24 protein-coding genes are annotated in these 23928 nt (G+C 70.9%); 8 read left to right on the top strand and 16 right to left on the bottom strand.

Annotation, left to right across the window (positions count from 1 at the left end; translation table 11 throughout):
* Positions 1-53 precede the first annotated feature (53 nt).
* From ACZ4AA_RS17125 to ACZ4AA_RS17115, 3 genes are all read right to left on the bottom strand, one after another.
* Positions 54-1031: a hypothetical protein gene (locus ACZ4AA_RS17125; RefSeq protein ID WP_467602062.1), complete on the bottom strand. Its 978-nt coding sequence runs from the start codon at positions 1029-1031 to the stop codon at positions 54-56.
* 102 nt (positions 1032-1133) lie between these two features.
* Positions 1134-1547, bottom strand: a complete 414-nt coding sequence (locus tag ACZ4AA_RS17120) for a hypothetical protein (protein ID WP_467602059.1) — start codon at positions 1545-1547, stop codon at positions 1134-1136.
* 44 nt (positions 1548-1591) lie between these two features.
* Positions 1592-1987, bottom strand: a complete 396-nt coding sequence (locus ACZ4AA_RS17115; RefSeq protein ID WP_467602056.1) for a hypothetical protein — start codon at positions 1985-1987, stop codon at positions 1592-1594.
* Between the two features lie 139 nt (positions 1988-2126).
* On the opposite strand from ACZ4AA_RS17115, the gene sigJ reads away from it, so the two are divergent.
* Together sigJ and ACZ4AA_RS17105 are read left to right on the top strand one after the other, a co-directional pair.
* Positions 2127-3056, top strand: a complete 930-nt coding sequence (gene sigJ, locus ACZ4AA_RS17110; protein ID WP_467602053.1) for an RNA polymerase sigma factor SigJ — start codon at positions 2127-2129, stop codon at positions 3054-3056.
* A gap of 172 nt (positions 3057-3228) precedes the next feature.
* Positions 3229-5340 (top strand): SGNH/GDSL hydrolase family protein, encoded by a 2112-nt coding sequence (locus tag ACZ4AA_RS17105; protein WP_467602050.1) that lies wholly within the window; start codon positions 3229-3231, stop codon positions 5338-5340.
* A 96-nt stretch (positions 5341-5436) separates the two neighbouring features.
* Here the strand turns inward: ACZ4AA_RS17105 and ACZ4AA_RS17100 are convergent, their stop codons facing one another.
* Entirely contained in the window at positions 5437-5907 is a 471-nt protein-coding gene (locus ACZ4AA_RS17100) for a hypothetical protein (RefSeq protein ID WP_467602047.1), read from the bottom strand.
* Positions 5908-5998: 91 nt separating this feature from the next.
* Here ACZ4AA_RS17100 and ACZ4AA_RS17095 point away from each other — a divergent pair, with 91 nt between their 5' ends.
* Entirely contained in the window at positions 5999-6373 is a 375-nt protein-coding gene (locus tag ACZ4AA_RS17095) for a MerR family transcriptional regulator (RefSeq protein WP_467602044.1), read from the top strand.
* A gap of 35 nt (positions 6374-6408) precedes the next feature.
* Here ACZ4AA_RS17095 and ACZ4AA_RS17090 read toward each other — a convergent pair whose 3' ends face one another.
* The gene (locus tag ACZ4AA_RS17090) at positions 6409-7329 is read right to left on the bottom strand and encodes a phytoene/squalene synthase family protein (RefSeq protein WP_467602041.1); all 921 of its coding nucleotides are present in this window, start codon (positions 7327-7329) and stop codon (positions 6409-6411) included.
* A 267-nt stretch (positions 7330-7596) separates the two neighbouring features.
* Between ACZ4AA_RS17090 and ACZ4AA_RS17085 the strand changes: the two genes are divergently transcribed.
* On the top strand, positions 7597-8169 hold the full coding sequence (locus tag ACZ4AA_RS17085; RefSeq protein WP_467602038.1) for a MarR family winged helix-turn-helix transcriptional regulator: 573 nt from the start codon (positions 7597-7599) through the stop codon (positions 8167-8169).
* Between the two features lie 36 nt (positions 8170-8205).
* Here the strand turns inward: ACZ4AA_RS17085 and ACZ4AA_RS17080 are convergent, their stop codons facing one another.
* The 10 genes from ACZ4AA_RS17080 to ACZ4AA_RS17035 form a co-directional block, all read right to left on the bottom strand.
* A complete protein-coding gene (locus ACZ4AA_RS17080) occupies positions 8206-8952 on the bottom strand; it encodes a gamma-glutamyl-gamma-aminobutyrate hydrolase family protein (protein ID WP_467602035.1) in 747 nt (248 codons plus the stop codon).
* Positions 8949-10439 carry an aldehyde dehydrogenase gene (locus ACZ4AA_RS17075; RefSeq protein WP_467602032.1) on the bottom strand — a complete coding sequence of 497 codons (1491 nt, stop codon included), beginning with the start codon at positions 10437-10439 and terminating at the stop codon, positions 8949-8951. The genes ACZ4AA_RS17080 and ACZ4AA_RS17075 overlap by 4 nt, the downstream gene beginning before the upstream one ends.
* A gap of 216 nt (positions 10440-10655) precedes the next feature.
* Positions 10656-12116 (bottom strand): APC family permease, encoded by a 1461-nt coding sequence (locus ACZ4AA_RS17070; protein ID WP_467602029.1) that lies wholly within the window; start codon positions 12114-12116, stop codon positions 10656-10658.
* Positions 12117-12285: 169 nt separating this feature from the next.
* Positions 12286-12912, bottom strand: a complete 627-nt coding sequence (locus ACZ4AA_RS17065) for a TetR/AcrR family transcriptional regulator (RefSeq protein ID WP_467602024.1) — start codon at positions 12910-12912, stop codon at positions 12286-12288.
* Between the two features lie 151 nt (positions 12913-13063).
* Positions 13064-13909, bottom strand: coding sequence for a fumarylacetoacetate hydrolase family protein (locus ACZ4AA_RS17060; protein WP_467602021.1), 846 nt, complete (start codon positions 13907-13909; stop codon positions 13064-13066).
* 10 nt (positions 13910-13919) lie between these two features.
* Positions 13920-14858, bottom strand: a complete 939-nt coding sequence (locus ACZ4AA_RS17055; protein WP_467602019.1) for a 3,4-dihydroxyphenylacetate 2,3-dioxygenase — start codon at positions 14856-14858, stop codon at positions 13920-13922.
* On the bottom strand, positions 14851-16314 hold the full coding sequence (locus ACZ4AA_RS17050; RefSeq protein WP_467602016.1) for an aldehyde dehydrogenase: 1464 nt from the start codon (positions 16312-16314) through the stop codon (positions 14851-14853). The genes ACZ4AA_RS17055 and ACZ4AA_RS17050 overlap by 8 nt, the downstream gene beginning before the upstream one ends.
* Before the next feature lie 40 nt (positions 16315-16354).
* Positions 16355-17161: an acetoacetate decarboxylase family protein gene (locus ACZ4AA_RS17045; RefSeq protein WP_467602013.1), complete on the bottom strand. Its 807-nt coding sequence runs from the start codon at positions 17159-17161 to the stop codon at positions 16355-16357.
* 20 nt (positions 17162-17181) lie between these two features.
* Complete coding sequence (locus tag ACZ4AA_RS17040; RefSeq protein WP_467602010.1) at positions 17182-18390, bottom strand: NAD(P)/FAD-dependent oxidoreductase; 1209 nt, start codon at positions 18388-18390, stop codon at positions 17182-17184.
* Between the two features lie 5 nt (positions 18391-18395).
* Positions 18396-18584 (bottom strand): ferredoxin, encoded by a 189-nt coding sequence (locus ACZ4AA_RS17035; protein ID WP_467602007.1) that lies wholly within the window; start codon positions 18582-18584, stop codon positions 18396-18398.
* 355 nt (positions 18585-18939) lie between these two features.
* Between ACZ4AA_RS17035 and ACZ4AA_RS17030 the strand changes: the two genes are divergently transcribed.
* Positions 18940-20295 (top strand): glutamine synthetase family protein, encoded by a 1356-nt coding sequence (locus ACZ4AA_RS17030; RefSeq protein ID WP_467602004.1) that lies wholly within the window; start codon positions 18940-18942, stop codon positions 20293-20295.
* A gap of 31 nt (positions 20296-20326) precedes the next feature.
* On the top strand, positions 20327-21643 hold the full coding sequence (locus ACZ4AA_RS17025; protein ID WP_467602001.1) for a cytochrome P450: 1317 nt from the start codon (positions 20327-20329) through the stop codon (positions 21641-21643).
* Positions 21644-21649: 6 nt separating this feature from the next.
* On the opposite strand, the gene ACZ4AA_RS17020 is transcribed toward ACZ4AA_RS17025, so the two are convergent.
* Complete coding sequence (locus ACZ4AA_RS17020; RefSeq protein ID WP_467601998.1) at positions 21650-22294, bottom strand: GNAT family N-acetyltransferase; 645 nt, start codon at positions 22292-22294, stop codon at positions 21650-21652.
* Positions 22295-22429: 135 nt separating this feature from the next.
* On the opposite strand from ACZ4AA_RS17020, the gene ACZ4AA_RS17015 reads away from it, so the two are divergent.
* Positions 22430-23155, top strand: coding sequence for a siderophore-interacting protein (locus ACZ4AA_RS17015; RefSeq protein ID WP_467601994.1), 726 nt, complete (start codon positions 22430-22432; stop codon positions 23153-23155).
* A gap of 79 nt (positions 23156-23234) precedes the next feature.
* Positions 23235-23876 (top strand): DUF6197 family protein, encoded by a 642-nt coding sequence (locus ACZ4AA_RS17010; protein ID WP_467601991.1) that lies wholly within the window; start codon positions 23235-23237, stop codon positions 23874-23876.
* Positions 23877-23928: the final 52 nt, after the last annotated feature.

The following is a 23928-nucleotide window of genomic DNA, read 5'->3' as shown; positions in this document are numbered from 1 at the left end:
TGGACGGCACCGCGGCGGCCGCGGGAGCTGCCCCCGTGCCGCTGACGTGGTGATCAGCCGGCCTCCGTCCCTGCGACCAGTGCGTCAACTGCCGTGCTCAGCATGGCCAGTTCGGCCGGGGTGGGATCGACCGGCTCGTGCGGTACCAGTGCGGCGGGGTTCACCACAGGGGTGGTCCCCTCCGGACCTGGTGCGCTCGTGGCGCGGGCCATGAGCGCGCCGTTGTCGGGAGACGGGTTCCCGAGCCTGTTGCCGAGACTCAACAGCGCGGTCGTGAGCGGAGGTTGGGGGAAGGGGAAGTCCACCGGGAGCAAGCGGGCCTGCTGGGTGTGGTCGTCGCCGCGGAAGTCCAGGGTCCAGTTCTCCCAGCCCGGCAACGGCCAGTCGTGGATGCCGGCCACGGTCCCCACCGCCCAGAGGGAGACGGTGCGGGCCCGCGGCTCGAAGTGGACGCCGCCGTACGGCATGTCCGTGAGACGAGGGGTGGCCGGCGACGCCAGGAGCAGGTCGATCAGACCGGGGCCGTCGGCGACGTGCTCGACGGGCTCCCGACCGCTGCCCCACGCGCGAACGCTTCCGTCGGGCAGACGCAGGGAGACGACGGACCAGGGCTCGGTGTCCTCGGTGTCCGCGAACCAGGAAGGTTCGAAGGTCTCGAACCAACCGGGCGAACGGGTCAAGTCCCTTTCGAGGCCCAGGTGGTGGGTCAGATCGCCCATCCCGTCGTGCGCGAAGCGGACGTCCCAGCCGGGCCAGGTCCTGGCCAGTACGGCGCGGGCGGCGAGGTGGTCGGCCCAGCTCTCCGCGAAGGCGAACCAGAGCAGGACCCGGCGATCGTGGTCGACGAGTGCGGCGCCCTCGCACCACACGTCGTCGAGCCATTCGTCGGTCTCCTGGTTGGCACGGAAGCAGCGTGTCGCCGCGGCCGGACCGGGCAGGAGGTCGTGCACCATCCGGTTGGCGGCCCAGTGCGAGTAGTACCGCTGCCAGGCACCGTTCTCGACCACCACGTACTGCGCTCGTGCTCCCATGACCGGCGAGGCTAGCGCGGCCGGAAGACGCCGACGAACGCTTTTCGGGGCCCGGATCGATCAAGAAGCGGCGGCTGGGGCACACCCCTCCTGTCGGCCGGGCTACGCCCTCGGTCGGCGCCCACCCCTGCGCCGGCGATCGAGTACGAGGAAGGTCACGACGCCGGCGGCGAAGAGGAGGCAACCGGCGATCAAGAACGGCACCGGTGTGTACTCCTCGGTGCACGTACTCCCCCCGGCCGTGGCGTGGCACACGTCCCCCGGACCGCCACGATTCAGGTAGGCGAGATAGAAGAGCGGCAGAGCGAGGCCCGCGACGGCTCCGACCAGGGCATTTCTGTGCCCTTTCCGGAGCAGGAGGACCGCGGCCACGGCGGCCAGGGCGATCAGGGCCACCCCCACCGACAGCAGGGCGGCCAGCCCGAGGGCCAGACACCCGCCGACCGCGAGCCAAGCCAGGAACCAGCCCCACTCCGAAACGCGGTCCCCCTGGACCGCGACAGCCTTGCGTTGCACCGTGCCTCCCCTTCGACGTGAGACGGCGACGAACCGGACCGGCCTCACCCCACGCGGTGGCGGGCCGCCAGTTCGCGGCCGAGCTGGTAGAAGCTCATGGCGAACATGAGCACACCCAGTGGAACGTGCAGGCTCAAGGTGTGTGTGATCCCGAGAACCACCTGCACCGAGGCGAGGACCAGGAACGTGGCGCCGTAGAGGATCGGCTTGGGCGAGCCGCCACCCGGGCGCCAGGCCAGTATGGCGGCCAGGACGTACAGCATGGCAGCGCCGTACATGACCCGTGCCCCGACCGCGTGCAGGACGCCGAGGTGGTGCGAGAGCAGAAGGCCGGCGGTGGCCGCCTGGAAGAACAACGTCAGTGTCTGCGCGGCGACCGCGATACGGACGAACGCCGGGTAGAAGGTGCTGCTCGGCTGGGAGATGGTCTGCGTGGCCACGGTGTCTTCCTCTGCTCGCCTGTGTGCCGTCGCGGATACGACGACGCAGGTGCCGAGAATGTGAGGCGACCCGATCCGTTGCCCTTAGCGGGGCCGGTGACGATCATGATGGGCATCGGGTTCGAGTGAGGGAGACACGGTGACCGACGCCGTCGCACAGGAGCGCCCGTGGCTGACGAACGTCGCCTATCGGATGCTGGGCTCGCTGGCCGAGGCCGAGGACGCGGTGCAGGAAGCGCTCGCCCGCTGGTACGCGTTGACGCCGGAGCGGCGCGCGGACGTCGCCTCGCCCCGGGCCTGGCTGACCACGGTGACCGGCCGTATCTGCCTGGACGTGCTGGGCTCAGCCCGTGCACGACGCGAGAGGTACGTGGGCGAGTGGATCCCCGAACCGCTGCCCGACGCCGCACAGTTGCCGGGGCGGAGAGCGGAGACGACCGACCCGGCGGACCAGATCGTGCTGGACGAGTCGGTGGACATGGCCTTCCTCGTCGTGTTGGAGGCGCTGACTCCGGCCGAGCGCGTGGCCTTCGTGCTGCATGACGTCTTCCAGTACCCCTTCAACGACGTGGCCGCGATCGTGGAGCGCTCACCGGCCGCCTGTCGGCAGCTGGCCTCCTCGGGACGCCGCCGCGTCCGCGCCGTGCGGTCCGCGCCGGTGCCCAGCGCCGAGCAGGCGCGGATCGTCCGGGAATTCAAACAGGCGTGGGAGCGGCAGGACATCCCCGCCCTGGTCGGCCTGCTGGACCCGGGCGCGGTGATGGTCGCGGACGGCGGCGGCCTGGTCGGCGCGACGCTGCGACCGGTGGAGGGTGCGGCGCGGATCGCCCGCTACATCGCGGACATCGGCGTCCGTGCGCCCGGCATGGAGCTACGGGTCCTCTCGGTCAACGGCCGGCCGGGCCTGGTGGCGCTGCGCGGGGAGCTGACCGTGAACGTGGCCGCGTTCGAGATCGCTGACGGCCGGATCACCCGTATCTGGGGCGTGCGCAACCCGGAGAAGCTGCGCGCCTGGAACGAGCGACTCGAAGGCGAGACGGAACGCAAAGAATCGTCCCTGGGAAAATAAAGGAATCACCCAACTCTCGACGCATCTCCAGCCACATGATCCAAAAACGGACCACAGGTCGGCTCGTGGCGATCGAATAGCAATGGACTGTGCACATACCGGCCTCACAGAATGCACAGCGTCGCGGACCCACGGGGGGCCCGCTTGTGTCCCGGGAAGGATCCCGACGTCCATGTCCGTCTTCCGCTTATTCAGGCCTGCTTCCAGACGCTCCGCGTCAAGGCCGATCGTCGCCGTCACCGTCGTGGCCGCGGCGCTGGCCGCCGGGTCTCTGACGACCACGGCACCGGCCCACGCCGCGTCCGGCACCCCGGCTCAATCCCGTACTCCGTCGCACAGCACTCGCTCCCCGCTGGCGGCCCAGCCGAGCTGTGCGATCAACGACACCAGCGGCTGTCTGAACAACACCGCCACCAGCACCTTCACCACCGCGACCAGCCCCGCCGACGCCGACGGCTCCGGCAACAGCTTCAACGCCGCCGATCTGACGAGGACAGCGGGCTGGCGGAGCGGCACAGCCGTCACGATCGACGGCGCCACCATCACGCTGCCGAAGTTCGGCACCGGCACCTACGACAACATGCTGGCCTCCGGGCAGACCGTCACCCTGCCGGACAGCGGCGTGGTCAACACCGGCGACGCCGTGGTCTTCCTCGCCTTCGCCACAGGCGACGCGGCCAAGGGCGCCACCGGCACCATCACCTACGCCAAGAACAACTGCCTGGACCCCAACGGCGACCCGACCGACCAGAGCTATGAACTGGACACCGTGCCGGACTGGCTCTCCGGGCCGTCCTCCGCGGCCTCGATCACCCTGGTCCACGAGAACCACGGCGACCACACCCAGACCAGCCCGAGCTCCGGCCCGAAGGTCTACGCCGTCAGCGTCCCGCTGGTCTGCCCCGGCTCGGTCGTCAGCAAGATCTCCCTTCCCCGGTTCACCGACGGTGTCCAGGCGGGCCAACCCGCCCTGCACATCCTCGGGTTGGGCATACGGCCGACGACCCTCACCGGCAGCGGATCCAGCGCCCAGCACTGGGTCGGCACCTGGGCCTCGGTCCAGGACACCGACAAGGTGCGGTTGTCCGACGGCAACGCAGCGGCCGTCGACAGCCAGACCCTTCGCATCCCGGCCCACGTCAGCATCGGCACCGGCGACGGAAGCGGAGCGCGCATCCACCTTTCCAACGCGATGGGTGCCACCCCGGTGACCTTCCACGCGGCCTCCGTCGCCCTCCAGGACACCACCACGGACGGCGCCACCGCGGGCGCGGCACCAGTGGCCCTGACCTTCGGCGGCTCCCTCTCCGTCACCATTCCGGCAGGCGCCGACGCCACCAGCGACCCGGTCACCCTGACCGTCCCGCAGCAGGCAACCGTGCTCGTCAGCCTTCAGGTGCGCGGCGAGGCGCCCGCCATGCCCGGCCGCTCCGTGGCCCGGACTCCCGTCTGGGTCAGTGACCGCGCCGACCGCACCGGTGACACGACCGCCGCCCACTACACGCGGACCACGTACACCGGCCTGCCGTACCTCTCCGGCATCGACGTCACCACCTCCACCTCCGACCCCACCGGCTCGCTGGTCCTCTACGGAGACCGGAGCGTCGACGGGGACACCGCGAGCGACGACGGCCGGCATCACCTGAGCGACGCGATCACCGACGCCCTGGTCGGCGATCCCCACGGAGACACCTCCGTGCGCTACGGCGTGCTCGACGCGGGCAACGACAGCGACAGCCTGCTGCCGCGGATCACCAACAGTCCCAACCCGGTCAACGCGCTCAACCCCCAGGACCGCAGCGTGCTGGCCCAAGGCAACGCGCGCACCGTCCTCGTCTCCATCGGCGCCGCCGACCTCCTGAACTGCACCGGCAATGCCGACACCTGCGCCACCGACGTGGAGAGCGGACTGTCCTCCCTCGACGGCCAACTGAGCTCGTACGCCACCGACGACGGCCAGATCTACCTCAACCAGCAGCCGGTCACCCAGAACTCCGACATCACCGTCTACCTCGCCACCATCCCGCCGTTCACCGCAGCCCACCCCGGCACCGCGGCCCAGGAGGCCGCCCGCGAGCAGGTCAACACCACCCTGCTCGACAACTACCCCGGCCGGGTCATCGACTTCGCCGCGGCGGTCTCCACCGACGGCACGGCCACGTCCTCGACCGTCAAGACAGCCGACCTCTCGGACGGCAACCCGTCCGACGCGTACTACACCGACCTCGCCGGCCGATACGTCGACGCCGCCGACTCCGGCACACTCAACTACCCACCCAACTGACCTCACGGGACCCAGGCCCCGCCGCTCCGAACCGGCGCGGCGGGGCCTGGGCCGTGGCAGTCAACGCGGGACGGATGAGCCTTCCGGTTCACCGGCTCACGGTGCCGAGAGCGCGTCCGTCGGTCGGGCTGTCCCCTTGCCCACGGGGTCTGTGTCCCGGCTCCGTATCCACGGCGCGAGTTGGAGGACGCCGAAGGCCACCTCGATGCCGAGGAAGAGCCAGACCAGCCGCGACACACCTTGCGCCAGTGCGTAGGCCTGCCAGGTCGCGAACAGGGCGCGCGCGATGCCGTCGAACAGTCCATGCTCCGGCAGCGGCCTGACAATGCGCAACACCGCCCAGACCACCACCACCGAGCCCATCAGATTGGCGAACAGGACCTGCCACGCGTCGAGTTCGGGCAGGGCGCCGAGGCCGAGCGCGTCGCCGCCCGACGACAGTGCGTCGTGAACCAGGGCGAAGGTCCACGGAGTTGCGAATCCGGCCGTGACGGCCAGGTCGTACCAGGCACTCGCCCGCACGACGCGGAGGTAGCCGGGGCGTTCGGGCGTGCGAAGACGGCTCACGACAGGACTCCTGCTGGTCTTGTGACAGTGACGCCTCACGCTAAACAGTGGACTACGCTCCAAGGTCAAGCCCGCTATCCGGTGGAGGGGCATGCGCATCGGTGAGCTTGCCGAGCAGGCAGGCATGACCAGAGACACGATCCGGTTCTACGAGAAGGTCGGCCTCGTCACGGGCCGGCGCCTGCCCAACGGGTATCGCGACTTCGGGCCCGAGACGGTGGCCTGGCTCGAGTACGTCCGTACCGCGCAGGCTCTCGGCTTCTCCCTGGCGGAGATCGCCCGGACCGGCGAGACACTGCGCGACGCACCGGACAGCGCGGAGGCACTGTCCGCGCTCTTCGAGGAGAAGCTTCGGATCGTCGACACCCGTATCGCCGAACTCGCCACGCTGCGGGCCGACCTGGTCACGCGCATCGGCACGGGATGCCCACTGCGGCCGGTCGGGCAGCCCGCCGAAAGGGGCTGACCAACGGGGGCACTTGGGCCCGGACCGGCCGAGCTCTAGTGTATCCGCCGTGCGACGCGGTACTGGCGTGCCAGCACACCGAGCAGCGTGGGTACGGACGGACGCGCGCCGCCGTCGACCAGGCCGCCGCCCTTCCGTTCGACCGCGCGCAGCCGGAGTTCCTGCACCTCCAGCAGGGCGGTGACGAAGGGGCGCGTCCGCGGTGTCACCAGGTCCACGCACTCCGCGCTCGCGGCCAGTCGTGGGCGTGCCAGTTCGACCTGTTCCGCGATGAGCCGACCCAGCCGCGCACGGTCGGCGTCCGTAGGACTCCGCAGGACCTCGACCGACAGGCCATGGCGCTCCAGGTCCTTCCTCGGGATGCCCACCTGTCCCTGCGCCGCGTCCTCGGCCAGGTCGTCGAGGAAGTCGATGCGCTGCATCGCCTCGATGAGGTCACGGCAGCAGCGTACGAACGCCTCGTCCTCCGCGGACTCCTCTCGCTCCAGGAGGCAGGTCAGGAGCATGAACCCGGGCAGCGAGTATCCGTCGACGTAGGACTGGAGCTCGTTGTCGGTGTCGAAGCCGTCGTAGTCGACCTCGTGCCGCGCTCCGCGCAGGAAGCCCTCGACGTAGCACGGTAGTCGGGGGTGCCGTGTGGCCGTGTCCGCGAGCGCCCTGAGCGTCGCGTCGGTGGCGGGCCCGCCGTCGAGCACCGCACGTGTGGCGGCCGCCCACAACTCCAGGGCCGCGCCTCGCGCCTCGCGTGTGCCGGTGTCGACGCGCTCGTCGGTCTCGTGCATGAAGGCGACGGCGGCGACGACCGACGGGCGCAGGTGAGCCGGGAGCAGCAGCCGGACGGTCAGGTACTCGGAAGTCTTGAAGCGCCGTACGAACGCGCGCTGTCGGCCGTACGCGGCGCACAGGTCCGGCTCGGTGACGCCGGCCTCGCGTAACGTGCGGGTCCACGTGGACATGTCGCGTTCCTCACTCTGCCGGTGTTCTCAAATTCGTGAGCGTGCCTCCGCAGCCTACGAGTTCGCCCTCGGAGGACGTAGACGGCGGCCGGTCGCGGCGGTCGGTCGGTCCTCGACGCCGAGGACACCGTCGGTGACCACGCGTGCCGAGGCTCCCGCCCGAGCGCACGTTCGAACAGAGCCGCCGAGCCGCTCTCGACATCGCTCCGAAGGAAATCTGGACACGTCCCGTACAATTTGGGTCCGAACGACCAAGGGAGTCCGCCTGTGCCCGGCCATCGGTCCATCACCGAAGCGGAGAAGCTGGCAGCTGCGAAGCTGGGCGGCATACCGATACACCGCGAGCAGATGGCGGTGGTCGCGAACATCTACCGTGCCGCGTCCGCGGTCCGCCAGCACCTGGAGAACTCGGTGCTGCGCGACGCCGATCTGACCTGGACCTCCTTCGTCGTGCTCTGGGTGGTCTGGATCTGGGGCGAGACGGAGACCCGGCACGTGGCGGAGGAGGCCGGGATCTCCAAGGGCACGCTCACCGGCGTCTCGCGAACCCTGGAGGGACGCGGGCTGATGACACGGGCCGGCCATCCGTCCGACGGCCGGCTGAAGCTGCTCAGCCTCACCGAGGAGGGCGAGGCGTTGATGGAGCGCCTGTTCCCGCGGTTCAACGAGGAAGAGGCGTTCGTCGCGTCACGGCTCAGCGCCGAGGAGTGCCACAGCGTCGCGGAGGGCCTGCGGCAGGTCGTACGCCAGGTCGAGGAGGAGGGCGAGGAACGCCGTCTCACCCTCCTCGACGGCGCCGAACCGGCCCGCCGCCGCAGCGGCCGCCGGGCCAAGGGCTGAGGGCTGAGGGCTGAGGACCGTCGGCTCCCGCAGCCGTCAGCGTCCTCCGCGGGTCATACATCGACCTCGTCCCGCACGCGGGTTCCGGGCCGCATCCACCAGTGCGTCGAACAGCGCCTGCTGGACCGGGTCCTCGTGTGCGGTGTCCTCCGGGTGCCACTGCACGGCGGTGAACCACCCCTCCGTGGAGGGGAGTTCAAGGGCCTCCACTGTTCCGTCCGCCGCGCGCGCGGTGACCGTGAGGCCCGTTCCGAGGCGCTCGACCCGCTGGTGGTGGTAGCAGGACGCCTCCACCTTCTGGGCGCCGGTGGCCCGTTCCAGCAGGGTTCCGGGTTCGAGGGCCACCGGGTGCACGACGTGCCGGTGTTCGCGTTCGGGACCGCCCATGTCCTGTTCCAGGGTGCCCCCGAGAGCGACGTTCACCACCTGGAGACCGCGGCACACGGCCAGCAGGGGAAGGCCCAAGTCCAGCACCCTCAGGGCCACTTCGAGGTCGAAGGCATCCTGGAGGTCGTCGACGTCGTAGACGCTGTCGTGCGTACCTGCGGCCCCGTAGCGGTGGGGGGCGAGGTCGCCGCCGCCGGGGAGCAGGACGCCGTCGAAGCGGGCGAGGCGTCCGGCGACGTCCGTGACGGCGGGGTCGGTCGGGTGGATGGTCGCCGGTTCACCGCCCGCCCGCCACACCGCCTCGATCAGGGCACGGGCGTTGACCTCGGCGGCGTACCGCAGCGCGGAGGTGGTCGCGGAGAAGCGGGCCGGAACGGCGATCAGGGGGCGCGTCACAACTGCATCCAGGTGGTCTTGAGTTCCGTGTACTTCTCCAGGGCGTGGGCGGATTTGTCGCGGCCGTTGCCGGACTGCTTCATGCCGCCGAAGGGGACGGTCAGGTCGCCCTCCTCGTAGCAGTTGACCCAGACCGTGCCGGCCTTCAGGGCGCGGGAGACCCGGTGCGCGGTGGAGAGGTCGGAGGTCCAGAGCCCCGCGGCGAGGCCGTATTCGGTGTCGTTGGCCAGACGTACGGCCTCGTCCACGTCGTCGAAGGTGAGAACCGAGAGGACCGGGCCGAAGATCTCCTCGCGGGCGAGCCGCATACCGGGGTCCACCCGGTCGAAGACGGTCGGTTCCAGGAAGCTGCCGCCGGTGTCGGTGAGGGTGCGGTTGCCGCCGGCACGCAGTCGGGCGCCCTCGGCGAGACCGGCGGCGATGTGGTCCTGTACGCGTCCCAGGTGGGCTTCGCCGACGAGGGCGCCCATCTCGGTGGACGGGTCGAGGGGGTCGCCGATCCGCAGCTCCCGTGCCCGCCGTACGACGGACTCGGTGACCTGTTCCGCGATCGAGGTGTGCACGAGCAGCCGGGAGGGGGCGGTGCACATCTCGCCCTGGTTGAAGAAGATGCCCCAGGCCGCGGTGGCGGCGGCCTTCTCCAGGTCGGAGGCGTCGGGAAGGATGATGTTGGGTGATTTGCCGCCCAGTTCGAGCCAGACGCGCTTGAGGTTGGAGTCGGCGGCGTAGTGCAGGAAGTGGCGTCCGACGGCGGTGGAGCCGGTGAAGGCGAGGACGTCGACGTCCGGGTGGAGGCCGATCGCCCGGCCCGCGACGGGTCCGGTGCCGCCCACGACGTTGAGGACGCCCGGCGGCAGTCCGGCCTCGGTGGCGATCCGGGCCAGGAGCAGTGCGGACAGCGGTGAGTTCTCGGAGGGCTTCAGGACGACCGTGCAGCCGGCGGCGAGGGCCGGGGCGACCTTCCAGCCGGCGAGGGTGAGGGGGAAGTTCCACGGGACGACCGCGCCGACGACTCCGGCGGGTTCGCGGGTGACCAGGGCGAGCGCGTCCACCGCGGTGTGCGGAGACTCGTCGGTGACCTTGTCGGCGAGTTGTCCGTACCAGCGGAAGGTGTTGATCAGGGCGCGCAGTTCGATCCCGTACGCGTCGGTGACGGGCTTTCCCATCTCCAGGCTGACGGTGAGCGCGAGCTCGGCCCGGCGCTCCTGGAGCAGGTCGGCGATGCGCAGCAGCATCGCGCCGCGCTCGGCGGGCGCGAGGCGCGGCCACGGGCCGGCGTCGAAGGCTCGGCGAGCGGCGGCGACGGCCGCGTCCACCTCGGCGGTGCCGGCGTCGGCGACCTGGGTGAGTACCTGGCCGTCGCGGGGCGAGACGGCGTCGAAGACCGCTCCCGATCCGTCCTCGTCGGCGCCGTCGATGTGATGGGCGCCGGAGGGGTTCAGGGACTTGGCCCGGCGCAGCCACTCCTCGTGGGTGACGTCCAGCATGCGGGACCTCCAGAATATTATTTGAACCCAAACGATAGGCTGGGCGCGGAATCGGGGCAAGAGCCCCTCGCATCGATCCGGCGCGTCCGCGGACCCCACGGGGAAGGGAGTGCCACGTGCGCGCACTCCCCTTCGGCCCGGACGAACGCCCGCCGCCTGGTCGACGGCTTCCCCGACCAGGTGGCGGACCGGGCCGGCTGACCGGCCCGGTCGGCGTCAGCCGCCGGCCGTCCCGGTTCTGCCGCGGGTGAGCCGTGCGGCCACGACGCCCAGGAGGAGGACGGCCGGGACGATCAGTTCGAGCACGAGGGCGGTGCTGCTCTCGCCCCCGATGAGCGTGGTGAAGTTCTGGACGATCAGCCAGATCGCCACGGCCACTCCGAGGGCTCCCAGTGAGGGGGCGATCAGGGTGTTCCACGGCCGGGTGTCCAGGCGTTCCCGGCGGAAGAAGGCCACCACGGAGACCGAGGTCAGCAGATACAGGGCCATGATGCCGAGGACGGCAACGCCGCTGCCCCACGAGAACAGGGTCAGTACCGGGTCCTTGCCGGCCAGCGCGAACGGCACGACCAGCAGGACCGCGACGGCCGTCTGGACCAGGCCGGCCGCGCTGGGCGAGTGACGGCTGTTGATCTTCGAGAGCGCCTTGGGCAGCAGTCCGTCGCGGCTGAGCGAGAACAGGTAGCGGTTGGCGGAGTTGTGGAAGGCGAGGATGCCGGCGAAGAGGGAGGTGGCCAGCAGGACGGGCAGGACGTCGTTGACCCAGCCGCCGAACAGGTCGGCGATGGGCGCGAAGACGAAGCCGGTGGAGTCGCCGCTCTCCAACGCCTTGCCCGCCGCCGCGGACACCTTCGAGGGGCCGTAGGCGGAGACCAGCATCCAGGAGGCGAAGCCGAAGAAGCCGGTGACGAAGGCGACGGCCGTGTAGGTGGCCCGCGGGACCGTCTTGCGGGGTTCGCGTGCCTCCTCGCCGTAGATGGCGGTGGCCTCGAAGCCGATCATCGACGCGACGGCGAACATCAGGGCCACTCCGGGGGCGCCCTCGAAGGCCGCGCTCGGCGAGAACGACTGCGTGAAGGCCAGCCCCTCGGGTCCGCCGCCCTTGAAGAAGGTGACGAGCGCGAAGACGCTGAGGATGCTGAACTCCGCGAGGACGAAGACGGCCAGCACCTTCGCGCCCATCTCGATGCCGGCGCTGCCGAGCACCTGGACGATCACCATCGTGACCAGGGCGCACGCCCACCAGGGCACGTCGAGCCCGGTGTAGTGGGCGAGCAGGCCGTTCACGGTCGCTCCGTACAGCCCGTACATGGCCGCCTGGATCGCGCAGTAGGCGAACAGCGCGACACCCGCGCTGCCGGTGCCGACCGTCCGGCCGAGCCCCTTGCCGATGTACGTGTAGAAGGCACCGGCGTCCACGACGTGCCGGCCCATCGCCACGAAGCCGACGGAGAAGAGCAGCGTGATCAGGCCCGCCACCACATAGGCGGCGGGCGCCCCCGCGCCGTTGCCCACGCCGACGGCGATGGGCACGGCACCCGCGACGCCGGTGAGCGGCGCCTGGGCGGAGAGGACGAAGAAGAGGATGCCCAGGACGCCGAGCGAGTTGGGCTTGAGCTTGCCTGCTGTGGAGGCGTCGGGCGCGGTCGGGTTCACGACCGCCGTCTGACTGTCCACTCGGATCACCTGCCAGGGAGGAAGAGGGATTCGTTTCAGGCCAAACGAGTTGCCTCATACTGGGCTGGAACTATCCGTTTGACAAGGGGCTGCGGCAGGTTTCCTGGGCCGAATGCGCAAGGCCCCGGACGACCGTCGTCCGGGGCCTTGAAACATGCGGGTCGGAGCGTCAGTCGCGCCTCTCGGCGGGGGCGTCCGACCGGTCCTGGAGCAGCCGCAGCAGCGAGCGCAGCTCCTCCACGGCGGCGTCCGTGATCTCGGGGCCGTCGAAGACGAGTTGGTGCAGCACCAGCCCGTCGAGGGCGGCGAAGACGAGCCGGGTGAGCGGCTGTCCGGCCCGGCCCGGCAGCATGCGGGCCAGTTCGCGTCCGGTCGCGTCGAAGTACTCGTCGTACAACGCCCGCAGATGCGGGAGCAGTTCGGGGCGGCGCCTGGCCTCCAGGAGCAGTTCGTACTGGAAGGACTGTATGTCCGGGTCGGCCGTGACCATCTCGGACACCCCCACCGAGAACTCCTCGATCCGGCCGGTGCCGGGTTCGAGCGCGCTGGTGTTCAGGGAGGTGCGGATGGCGTGGGCGACCGCCTCCTCGATGAGCGCGTCCCGCGAACCGAAGTGGTGCACGACCAGTCCGTGCGTGGTGCCCGCCTCCTCCGCCACGGCCCGGTAGGTGAGCTTGCGCAGGCCGCCCCGGGCCACGACGCGCACGGCGGCGTTGAGCAGGGCCTCGCGGCCCTCTCCGTAGTTCATGCGCCGACGCGGCTTGCCGCCCTCGGGGGTCTCGGCGGGTTCGGTCATGGCTGCGACCCTACCCGCCAGCTCACGGGGCCCGGCGCGAAGCCCGCGCGGGTGTGCCTGCCGTCGGTGGCCTCCACGCGCCACCGGCCGGAACACCGTACCGGGCGTCCTTCTCCTTGACGCCCGGTACGGCGCGCTCGTGCGGCCCGCATCAGCGCCGGGGCGGGCGGACGCCGCGGAACTCCCAGTCCCCGCCGAGCGCGGTGGACAGGACCTCCTCGGACTCGGTCGGCTGGGCGCCCACGTCGGCGCGGATCGCGGCCGGGCCGGTCACGATGTGGTTGGTGAGCCGTCCCAGGCCCTCGACCTCGACCTCGACGACGTCACCGGGCTGTACCGGGCGGGAGTTGGCCGGGGTTCCCGACAGCAGGACGTCACCGGGGTGGAGGGTGATGGTGCGGGCGATGTCGGCGACGAGGTAGTGCATGTCCCACTGCATCTCGTCGGTCGAACCGTCCTGGACCACCTCGCCGTTGACGTACGTACGCAGGCTCTTGCCGCGGAAGTCCCAGTCGGTGACCAGGCCGGGGCCGAGCGGGCACAGGGTGTCGGAGCCCTTGACGCGGAGCATGGAACCGGCGTCGGTGTCCCGGAAGTCGTGCAGGCCGTAGTCGTTGGCGACGGTGTAGCCGGCGATGTACTCCCCCGCCTCCGCCGGGGAGATGTTCCGCGCCGTCCTCCCGATGACGATGGCGACCTCGCCCTCGTAGTTGAGCCACTTGCAGCCCTCGGGGCGGACGATCGCGCCCTTGTGGGAGTTGAGGGCCGAGGTCGGCTTGTGGAAGTAGGTGGGGGTGGGCGGGAGTTCGATCCCGAACTCGTCGACCCGGCTGCGGTGGTTGAGGTGGACGGCGATCACCTTGGAGGGCACGACCGGGGGCAGGTGGTGCGCCTCCTCGGTCTTGACGCGGCGGCCGTCACCGGCGACGAGTTCGTCCCCGTCGACGGTGACCTCGACGGTGGCGCCGTCGAGGAGGATGCGGCGGTACTCGGGCATGGCTGCCTTCCTAGGAGCGTCGGTGCGGGTTGTGGGGTGCGGCGGCCGGGGCGGGTGCTCCCGCGCCGGTCCAGCCGTCGGCCGGACGGTCGAACCAGAGGTGGACCTGACCGGTGCCGATGGAGTTCTCGTACTCCCCGTACTGGCGGGCCTTCGCGACGCAGGCCTGTTCGCCGAGGGCGCCGGCCATCATCAGGTAGTGGAAGAACTTGGCCTCGGGCCTGTACTTCCAGAACGCGTCCATGGTGGCGAGGACCTTGTCGTGGCGGCCGTCCTTGAACCAGTCGATGCGCTCCAGGTCGGCCTCGCGGGCCTCGGGGGTGAAGATGTGCGCCGGGTCGCTCGACTCGTGGTCGCGCAGTTCGCGCAGCGGCCAGAAGGTGTGCGAGAGGGCGCCGGAGGCGACGATCAGAACGCGCCGGCCGGGGGTGGCGGCGATGCCGTCGGCGAGGGCGCGGCCGAGCCGGAGGTGGTCCTCCATGTCACCGGTCTGGCACACCCCGATGGTCACCCACCGCTTGTCGGGCAGCCCCTCCCCCAGGAACTTCCAGAGGTTGACGGTCGCGTAGTAGACGGGCAGGTACGCGTCGTCGATCGCGGTGATCCAGGTGCCGTGCTTGTCCGCGAACTTCGCGATGTTGTGGGCGAGTTCGGGGTCGCCCGGATAGTCGTAGGGCATCCGGCTCATGCCGCGCGGCAGTTCCTCGGAGGTGAACAGGCCGGCCCTGCGGTGCTGGGCGGTGGCGACGAACTCGACGGTGGTCGCCCAGTGCGAGTCGAGGACGACGACGGTGTCGTAGTCGTCGCGTTCGAAGACGTCCGCGCGGAGCTGTTCCAGGCCGGTGACGAGGGTGATCTCCTTGCCCTCGTTCAGCTCTCGCCGGGTCTCCTCGGGGAGCACGATGGTGGGGACATGGGCGAGCAGCCCCGCCCCGACGATCTCACCCATGGTCCATCCATCCCTTCGGCGCGGTCACGGTGTTCTTCAGGTCGCAGTAGAAGTCGAAGCTCCAGGTGCCGCCCTCGCGGCCGACGCCGGAGTGCCGGGAGCCGCCGAAGGGTGCCTGGAGGTCGCGTACGAAGAAGCAGTTGACCCAGACCGTCCCGGCGACCAGCCGCCGCGTGACACGGGCGGCGCGGTCCCGGTCGCCGGTGGCGAGGGTGGCGGCGAGCCCGAAGCGGGTGTCGTTGGCGAGCTGGACGGCCTCGTCCTCGGTGGAGAAGGTCTGGAGGGTCAGGACGGGGCCGAAGACCTCTTCCTGGACGATCTCGGAGTCCTGGGCGACGCCGGCGAGCAGGGTCGGCGGGTAGTACCGGCCCTCTCCGCGATGGCCGCCGATGACCGCTCGGGCGCCCGCGTCGAGGGCGCGCCGCACGAAGCCGTCGATCTTCTCCAGCTGGCGTTCGTGGATGTTCGGGCCGATGTCGGTGGACTCGTCGCGCGGGTCGCCCTGCACGATCGTCGCGGCCTTCTCGGCGAAGCGGCGGGTGAACTCCTCCGCGACGGACGCCTCGACCAGGATGCGGGTGGCGGCGAGACAGACCTGGCCCGCGTTGTCGTACTGCTCGACGGCGAGGTCGACGGCGAGGTCCAGGTCGGCGTCCGCGAAGACCAACAGGGGTGATTTGCCGCCGAGTTCGAGGCTGAGCGGGGTGAGGTTCACGGCGGCCGACCGGGTGATCCGCTGTGCCGTCGGCACGGAGCCGGTGAAGCTGATGCGGCGCACGTCGGGGTGCGAGGTGAGGGCGTCGCCGATCTCGGAGCCGTAGCCCTGGACGACGTTGAGGACGCCGGCGGGCAGTCCGGCCTCGGCGGCGATGTCCGCGAGCAGGGACGCGGTCAGCGGGGTCCACTCGGCGGGCTTGAGGACGACCGTGTTGCCCGCCGCGAGGGCCGGGGCGACCTTCCAGGTCGACAGCATCAGCGGGGCGTTCCAGGGGGTGATGAGCACCGAGGGCCCTGCCGGGTCCCAGCTGACGTGGTTGGTGTGGCCGCGGGTCTCGAAGTCCTCGTGGTCCAGGGTCAGGAGCCAGTCGGCGAAGAAGCGGAAGTTGTGGGCGACGCGCGGCATCACACCGCGGCGGTGCGAGCGCAGCAGGGCGCCGTTGTCGGTGGTCTCGACGATCGCCAGGTCCTCGATGCGCTTCTCCACGCCGTCGGCGACGGCGTGCAGGATGCGGGCGCGTTCGGCGCGGGGGGTGGCGGCCCAGTCGGGGAAGGCGGCCTTGGCGGCGGCCACGGCCAGGTGGGCCTCCCGCTCGGTGCCGCGGGAGATCTCGCCGAGGACGCTTCCGTCGATCGGCGAGACGTCGGTGAACGTCTCGGCGGAGGCGACGCGTTCGCCGCCGATCCAGTGCCGGGTGTCGACGGCGACCCCGGCCACCGTGAGGGTGTGCTCGGTCATGTCCGGACTCCAAGTCCTGTGGTGGGTACGGTGGTCGGGGTCACTCGGCGCCGGAGGTGCCGGACTCCAGGAGGCGTCCGCCGTCCCAGACGACGCCGACCTGCCGGTAGTAGGCGGCGATCGGTTCGTGGATCTCCAGGCGGGCCAGTTCCTCGGTGGGCGCCTCGAACAGTTTCAGGTCCGCGTCGCCGGTCCAGGCCTGTCCGGCCTCGAAGGAGGCCGCGCCGGTCTCGATGAGTTCGTCGAGCGCGAGGCCCTTGCCCTTGTCGACGGAGGGCAGCCAGCGGTGGTGGGCCATGGGGTGGCCGTTGACGAAGCCGTTGGTCTCGGAGGGCTCGCGCAGGGTGACCACGGTCTCGGCGAGGCGCCGGTCGGCGGCGGCGAGGGTGGCGCCGAAGCGGGCGCCGGCCTCGATGCGCGGGGCCGGGCCGTAGGGGTGCGGGCGGGTCTGGTGGATCGAGCCGAGCTTCTTCGGGTAGCCCTGGTGCAGTCCGCGGGCGATCGCGAAGTCCTTGTCGACCCAGATGTAGACGCAGCGGCTGTAGGTCTGTCCCCGGTACCGGCAGCGGACGACCGCGAAGGCCTCCTTGTACTGGGCGCGGACCGGGTCGAGGAGTTCCTCGGCGGTGCCGGAGCAGGACTGCCAGTCGGCCCAGATCAGCGCGACCGCGCCCGGGTCCTCTTCCGCCAACTCCAGCGGTTCGGGCAGGAGTTCACGGACCCGTGCGGGATCCGTGCGGTATTCGACGGTGAGCAGGTCGCCGGAGTAGCGCCACGGCGGCGAGGGGACGAGCGACGAGGCACCGGTCGCCGTCTTGGGGTGGAAGAATCCACGGACACTGGTCACTTGGGGTTCCTTACGCTTCGTTACGCGGTGAGGGCGGGCTGCTTGAGCAGCTGGGCGCGGTAGCGGGCCGCGCGCATCGCGGCGGACTGGCCGCCGAGGGCCACGACACCGACCAGCAGGTCGCCGCTGTGGTAGCCGACCACGACGTCACCCTCCGGGTCGCCTTCGAGGATCCGTACGTCGTCCTTCCCGAGCAGGGGTGAGCCGAAGGACTGGAGCCGGAACTCGTGCTGGTCGCTCCAGAAGGTGGGCAGCGGGGCGAAGGGCGCCGACTCCGCTTCACCGCCGTCGAGATGACCGGCGAGGATCCTGGCGGCGTGCTTGGCGGTGTCGGTCGGGATGGACCAGTGCTCGACCCGGCGGGGTACGCCGTCGTAGCGGGCGTTGGGGAACCGGGCGACGTCGCCGACCGCGACGACCTCGGGGCGTCCGCCGACCCGCAGATGTGCGTCGGTGAGGACGCCGTCGGACAGGTCGAGTCCGTTGCCGTCCAGCCACTCGGTGTTGGCGACCGAGCCGACCGACTCCACGACCACGTCGGCCGGGAGGACCGTGCCGTCGCCGAGGACGACCCCGGTGACGCGTTCGCCGCCCTCGAATCCGGCGACTCCGGTGCCGAGCGCGAAGCGCACGCCGCGCTCCTCGTGCCGCTTGAGCAGCGCGCGGCCGAGCAGGTCGCCGAGCGGTCCGGCCATGGGCAGCGGCAACGGATCGACGACCGTGACCTCGGCCGCGCCGAGTCCTACGGCGGTGGCGGCGACCTCGCAGCCGATGAATCCGGCGCCGACGACGACCACGCGCGCTCCGGGCCTGATCAGCGCGTCGCGCAGGATCTGGGCGTCGGCGAGGGTGCGGACGGTGTGGCGCCCCACGAGGGGGCCGTGGCAGCGCAGCCGGCGGGGGCGCATTCCGGTGGCGACGACCAGTCCGTCGTACGAGAGCCTTTCGCCGTCGGCGAGTTCGACGAACCGCTCGTCGAGGCGGGCGCCGGTGATCCGTGTCCCGAGCCGCCACTCCACGTCGGCCGCGGCTGCCTTGGGGGTGAAGGCGAGGGAGGCGAACGACGCCTTGCCCGCGAGGACTTCCTTGGAGAGCGGAGGCCGGTTGTAGGGCATGTGCGGCTCGTCGCCGACGACCGTGACGGCGCCGGTCCAGCCCGCCGCGCGCAGTTGTTCGGCGGCGCGCAGGCCGCCCATCGAGGCGCCCGCGACGACCACGCGTCCGGTCATGGCCCTCAGCCCTCGATCCGGATGGCCTGGAGCGGGCACACGTCGGCGGCTTCCTCGACCTCGTCGCGCAGCGCCTCCTCCACGTCGGAGACGTAGGCGAGGTGGCCGGCGTCGTCCATCGAGAAGACGTCGGGGGCCGCGAAGACGCACTGGCCGTGGTCCTGGCACTTGATCATGTCGACGACGACCTTCATGGCCGGTCCTCCTGGGGATGCGGGCGTCGGAGCAGGGAGTGAAGGGGGATGAGAGGGGCCCGGCCGGTGTCGGACCGGGCCCCTCGGCCAAAGGGACGCGGAACCGCGTCCCTGACTCGTTTGGCTTCAAACAACATAGGAAGCCGCCGGACCCTGGTCAATACCTGTCCAGGTGGATAAATTCTTTCCGCGACCCCCTTGCGGGACCCGAATCCGACTCATACCGTTCGGGCTCAAACGACTTGCTCGGGGTCCGGCACATCTCCCCCGCCCCCCGGCTCCCGTTCTCTGCACACCACGCGTCCCCGGTGCCTCGGGCCACGGGGACGCCCCACCTTCCGCCAAGGAGACAACGGTGAGCGCATCCGACACCCCAGACATCCGCCGGCACATGGAGCGGCTCGCCGCCGAGGGCGTCGACGTGGTCAGGGTCGTCTATCCCGACCTGATCGGCACCGACCGCGCCCGTGACGTCCTGCTCGGCCATCTGCCCTCGGCCTGCGAGCACGGGCTGGCCTTCTGCCGGGCCGTCTACCACACCACGCCCCAGGGCGACGTGGTCCCCGTCGCGGGCGGCCTGGACACCGGCCTGCCCGACGTGACCGTACGCCCCGACCTGTCCACGGCGGCCGTACTGCCCTGGGAGCCCGGGGTCGCGACCTGCCTCGGCGAGGTCACCGACCCGGCGACCTCGGCCCCCGCGCCCGAATCACCGCGCGACCTGCTGCGGAGCGTCCTGGCCCGGGCCGCCGAACACGGACTGCGCCCGGTCGTCGGCCCCGAGCTGGAGTACTTCCTGCTGGAGCCCGCCTCCGGCACCCCCACCGGCTGGCGCCGCTCCCCGGAGGCCACCGGCGCCGTCTACACCGCCGGACTGCGCGCCGACCCGGGCAACCATCTGCTGCGCACCCTGCGCCGGCTGCGCGACCTCGGGCTCGGGGTCGTCACCGGGAACCACGAGTTCGACGGCGGCCAGTACGAGATCAACCTGACCCACTCCCCGGCCCTGGACGCCGCCGACCGCGCCTTCCGCTTCAAGGCCGCCGTCAAGGAACTCGCCCGCCAGGAAGGCAACCTCGCCACCTTCATGGCCAAGCCCTTCGGCGACGCCGGCGGCTCCGGCTTCCACCTCCACCTGTCCTGCGAGAACACCGAGGGCGACAACGTCTTCGACGACCCGACGGGCGCGTACGGCCTCTCGGCCACCGCCCGCCACGCCATCGCGGGCATCCTCGCCCACGCCCCCGCGCTCGCCGCACTCGCCAACCCCACCGTCAACTCGTACAAGCGCTTCGGACCCGACACCCTCGCGCCCTGGCTGATCGACTGGGGACTCGACAACCGCAGCGCCATGGTCCGCATCCCGCCGGAGCGCGGCTCGGGCGCCCGCCTGGAACTGCGGCTCGGCGACGCCAGCGCCAACCCCTACCTGCTGATCGCCGGAACCATCGCCGCCGCCCTGCTCGGCGTCCAGGCCGGTGACGAGCCCGAGGCCCCCCTGGAGGGCTACGGCTACGACACCGCGCGCTCCGCCCTGCTGCCCACGAGCCTGGCAGCCGCGCTGGACGCGCTGGAGGCGGACACCGCTCTGACCGACCTCCTCGGCAAGGACTTCACCGCGTCCTTCCTGACCTACAAGCGGGACGAGGTCGAACGCTTCGGACGGCACGTCACCGACTGGGAGTTCACCGAGTACGCCTACCACCTCTGACCCCTTCGAAGCCCGGTCCAGGAGAACCACCATGACCAGCCCCACCGTTCCCGCCACGCCCACCACCCAGGCCGAACTGCGCGCCGCTCTCGCCGAGCCGCTGCCGCTCGAAGAGGTGGACCTCGCGAACCTCGACAACTTCGCCGACGGCATCAAGCCGTGGCGCATGTTCCACACCCTGCGCCACGAGGACCCGGTGCACTGGCAGCCCGAGGAGGCCCCCAACTCCGGCTTCTGGGCGGTCACCCGGCACGCGGACATCGCCCGGGTGGACCGTGACGCGGAGACCTTCACGTCCTCGAAGTTCGTCAACCTCGAAGAGCTGGACGACGACCAGATCAAGAAGCGGGCGTCCATCCTGGAGCTCGACGGTGTCCGCCACCGCGCGATGCGCAGCGTCATCCAGCGCCAGTTCGGCGCGAGCGTCATCAACAGCTACGGCGACTTCCTGCGCGGTCTGACGGCGCAGACCCTGGACGCGGCCCTGGCCAAGGGCACCTTCGACTTCGTCGCCGACGTCTCCGCAGACTTCCCCATCAACGTCCTGGCACGCCTCCTCGACGTGCCGCCGGAGGACAACCAGCGGCTCATCGACTGGGGCAACCGCATCATCGGCAACACCGACCCCGACTACGCGGACGTGCTGCTGCACAGCGCGGAGAGCGACAAGTACCGCGACCTGCCGTTCCGTTCGCCCGCGTCCCTCGAAGTCTTCGAGTACGGGCGGGAGCTGGCCCGCCGGCGCCGCGGCGGCAACGGCACGGACCTGGTCTCCAAGCTGGTCAACACCGTTCCGCGCGACGGGATCCCGCTGACCGAGCAGGACTTCGACAACTACTTCCTGCTCCTGGTCGTCGCGGGCAACGAAACGACCCGCCACACCATCTCGCACTCGATGCTGGCCCTCCTCCAGCACCCCGAGCAGCTCGCCCGCCTGAGGGACGACCCGTCCCTGATCCCGGGCGCGGTCGAGGAGTTCCTGCGCTGGGCCTCCCCCGTCTACCACTTCCGCCGCACCGCCACCCACGACGTCGAACTCGGCGGCAAGCAGGTCAAGGAGGGCGACAAGGTGGTCATGTGGTTCGCCTCCGGCAACCGTGACGAGGAGGTCTTCGGCAACCCGTACGACTTCGACGTCACGCGGACCGACAACGACCACATCACGTTCGGCAAGGGCAGCCCTCACCTGTGCCTGGGCAACCTGCTCGCCCGCACCGAGATCCGCATCATGTTCGAGGAGCTGATCCCGCGGATCGCCGACATCAGGCTGGCCGGCGACGCTCCCCGCGTCCTGTCCAACTTCGTCAACGGCATCAAGAAGCTGCCGGTCGAGGTCACGCTCGCCTGACGGCGCTCAGCCGCGGTCCGACGCTCGCGCCCGGTCCAGGCCTCTGGCCGGGAACATCGACTCCCTTGAGAGGAAGGCGAGTTGGGCGCGCTTCTCGGGAAGGTGGACGTCGGGAAGGTCGATCTCCGGGAGCACGACGACGGGCCCCGGAGTGAAGCCCTGCCGGTGGAAGCGGGCGATGGCCTTCTCGTTGCGCACGTCGGGGTCGACCACCACGCGCTCACGGTCCAGGCCCAGCAGGACGTACGACGCCGCCGCGCTCAGCAGGGCCGTGGTCCAGCCGGGACGCCCGCCGCCGGGTCCGGCCGGGGCGAGCAGCAGATGGACGCCGATGTCGCCGGGTTCCACCGGATAGCAGGCGCCGACGCGATCGGCCCCCGGCTCATAGGTCTGGAGCAGCGCGACCGGCTCACCGTCCTTCACGAGAAGGTGGGCGTGATGGGTGTCGAGCGTCTCCATGTGGGCGTATATCGCGACGACTTGATCCTCGGTCAGGTCTCTCATGCCCCAGAAGGCGGCCCGTTCCGCGTTCACCCAGTCGTGGACCACCGGACCGTCGAGCGTGGCGTCCAGGGGCAGGACACGGACGGTGCCGTAGCCCTCCACGTACCGCTCGTACAGGGCCGCGCGCGTGGCGTGGGTGCGGGACATCGGTCTCCTCCGTTCAGCCGGTCACGGTCGCGCGCCGGCGGTTCCCTGTGACCGTCCTGTGCGTCACATCGCCATATTAGGTTAGGCTCACCTAACTAAAGACCAGGTGATGTCGTACCGAGGGGTGAAGAAGTGATGGGGCAGGCGCAGGGGCGGGGTTGGGAAGGCGCGGTTCTCAAACTGCTGCGTGCGAAGGACTACGTGTTCACCGTGACGGACTCGCAGGAGGTCACTCCCGAATACCGCCGCGTGCGCTTCACCGACGGGGGCATGCTGGCCGCGACGGGCGTCCACCCGACGATGTGGGTACGGCTGTGGTTCGACAACGCGGGCAAGCCCCACCAGCGGGCGTACACCCTGGTCGACCCGGATCCCTCGGCCGGCACCTTCACTCTGGAGTTCGCCCTGCACGAGGGCCGCGCGAGCGACTGGGCCAGGGCGGCGAAACCGGGGGACACCATCGAGGCGACGGTCCAGGGCACCGGCTTCGAACACCCCGAGCCCGCGCCCTCCCATGTCTTCGCCGTCGCCGACCCGGCCTCCCTGCCGGCTCTGAACTCCCTGCTCACCGCGCTGGGCGCGGTCCCCGCGACGATCTGGTTCGAGGGCAGCCTGGAGGGCCTGCCCTTCTCGGCCGCGGCGCACCACGACGTGCGTGAGGTGGCGCGCAGGGACGCCGGACGCCATCTGGCCGAAGAGGTGAGGACGGCCCTGCCCGAGCTGCTGAAGGACAGCCCGCAGCCCTACGTATGGATCGCGTGCGACACGGCGACCACACGGACGCTGTCGGCACATGTCCGCAAGGAGCTGGCCGTGCCGCGTCATCGGGTCAACGCGCTCGGATACTGGCGAGCGAGCTGATCCCGGTACCGGCCGCCCCGCGGTCGGTACCGCCCGTTCGGCGGCGCTGAACGCGGGGCGTGCCAGGAATCCATCTTTCATGCAGTCCCCCACTCCACACCCCGTCGCCATCGCCCCCTCCGCCGAGGCGGCGGGGCCCGAACGCGCCGGCGCCGCTCCACCGGCCGCCGAGAAGCCCGAGCGGCCTCACCCCGGGCCTCCCGTCGACAGCCTGGAGGCCCGCCTGGACGCGGTCAAAGGGGAGATGGACGCCCGTCTCGCCCTGGCGGCCGTCGCCTACGAGGTCAACACGGCGCACATCCAGACGCCCCTGGTCGACTGGACCCGGATCGGAGCGCCACCCGGGACACCCGGTGCGCCCGCTCCCGCCGCACCGTTCCCGTCGGCCCCCACCGCTCCCCCGGCCCTCACCCCGCACGCCACGCCCATCGCCGCCCTCCTGCACCGCGCCTCACTGCGGCTGCGTACGGACGGCTGGTGCGCGGGAGCGCTGACCGATGAGGACGGTCATCTGTGTTCGCAGGGCGCGATCCGCAGGGAGTCCGGCGGCGACCGTCACCTGGAGGCGCAGGCGATGACCGTGCTGCTGGAGGCGATCCGCAGACAGTTCGGCCCGGACGTGGAGTCCGTGCCGACCTTCAACGACGCCTGGGGCAACGGCCGCGAGCCGACCCGCATGCTCGAACAGGCCGCAGTCCTGGCCGAGGCGCGCGGCATCTGACGCAACGGACCTCCCCCCGTCGGACGCGGAAGGCGGTCGGCCGCCCACCGGT

The organism is Streptomyces sp. NPDC024698 (assembly GCF_055559015.1).
The sequence above is the reverse complement of the archived record's forward strand: the minus strand, read 5'-3'. Positions and strand labels throughout refer to the sequence as shown.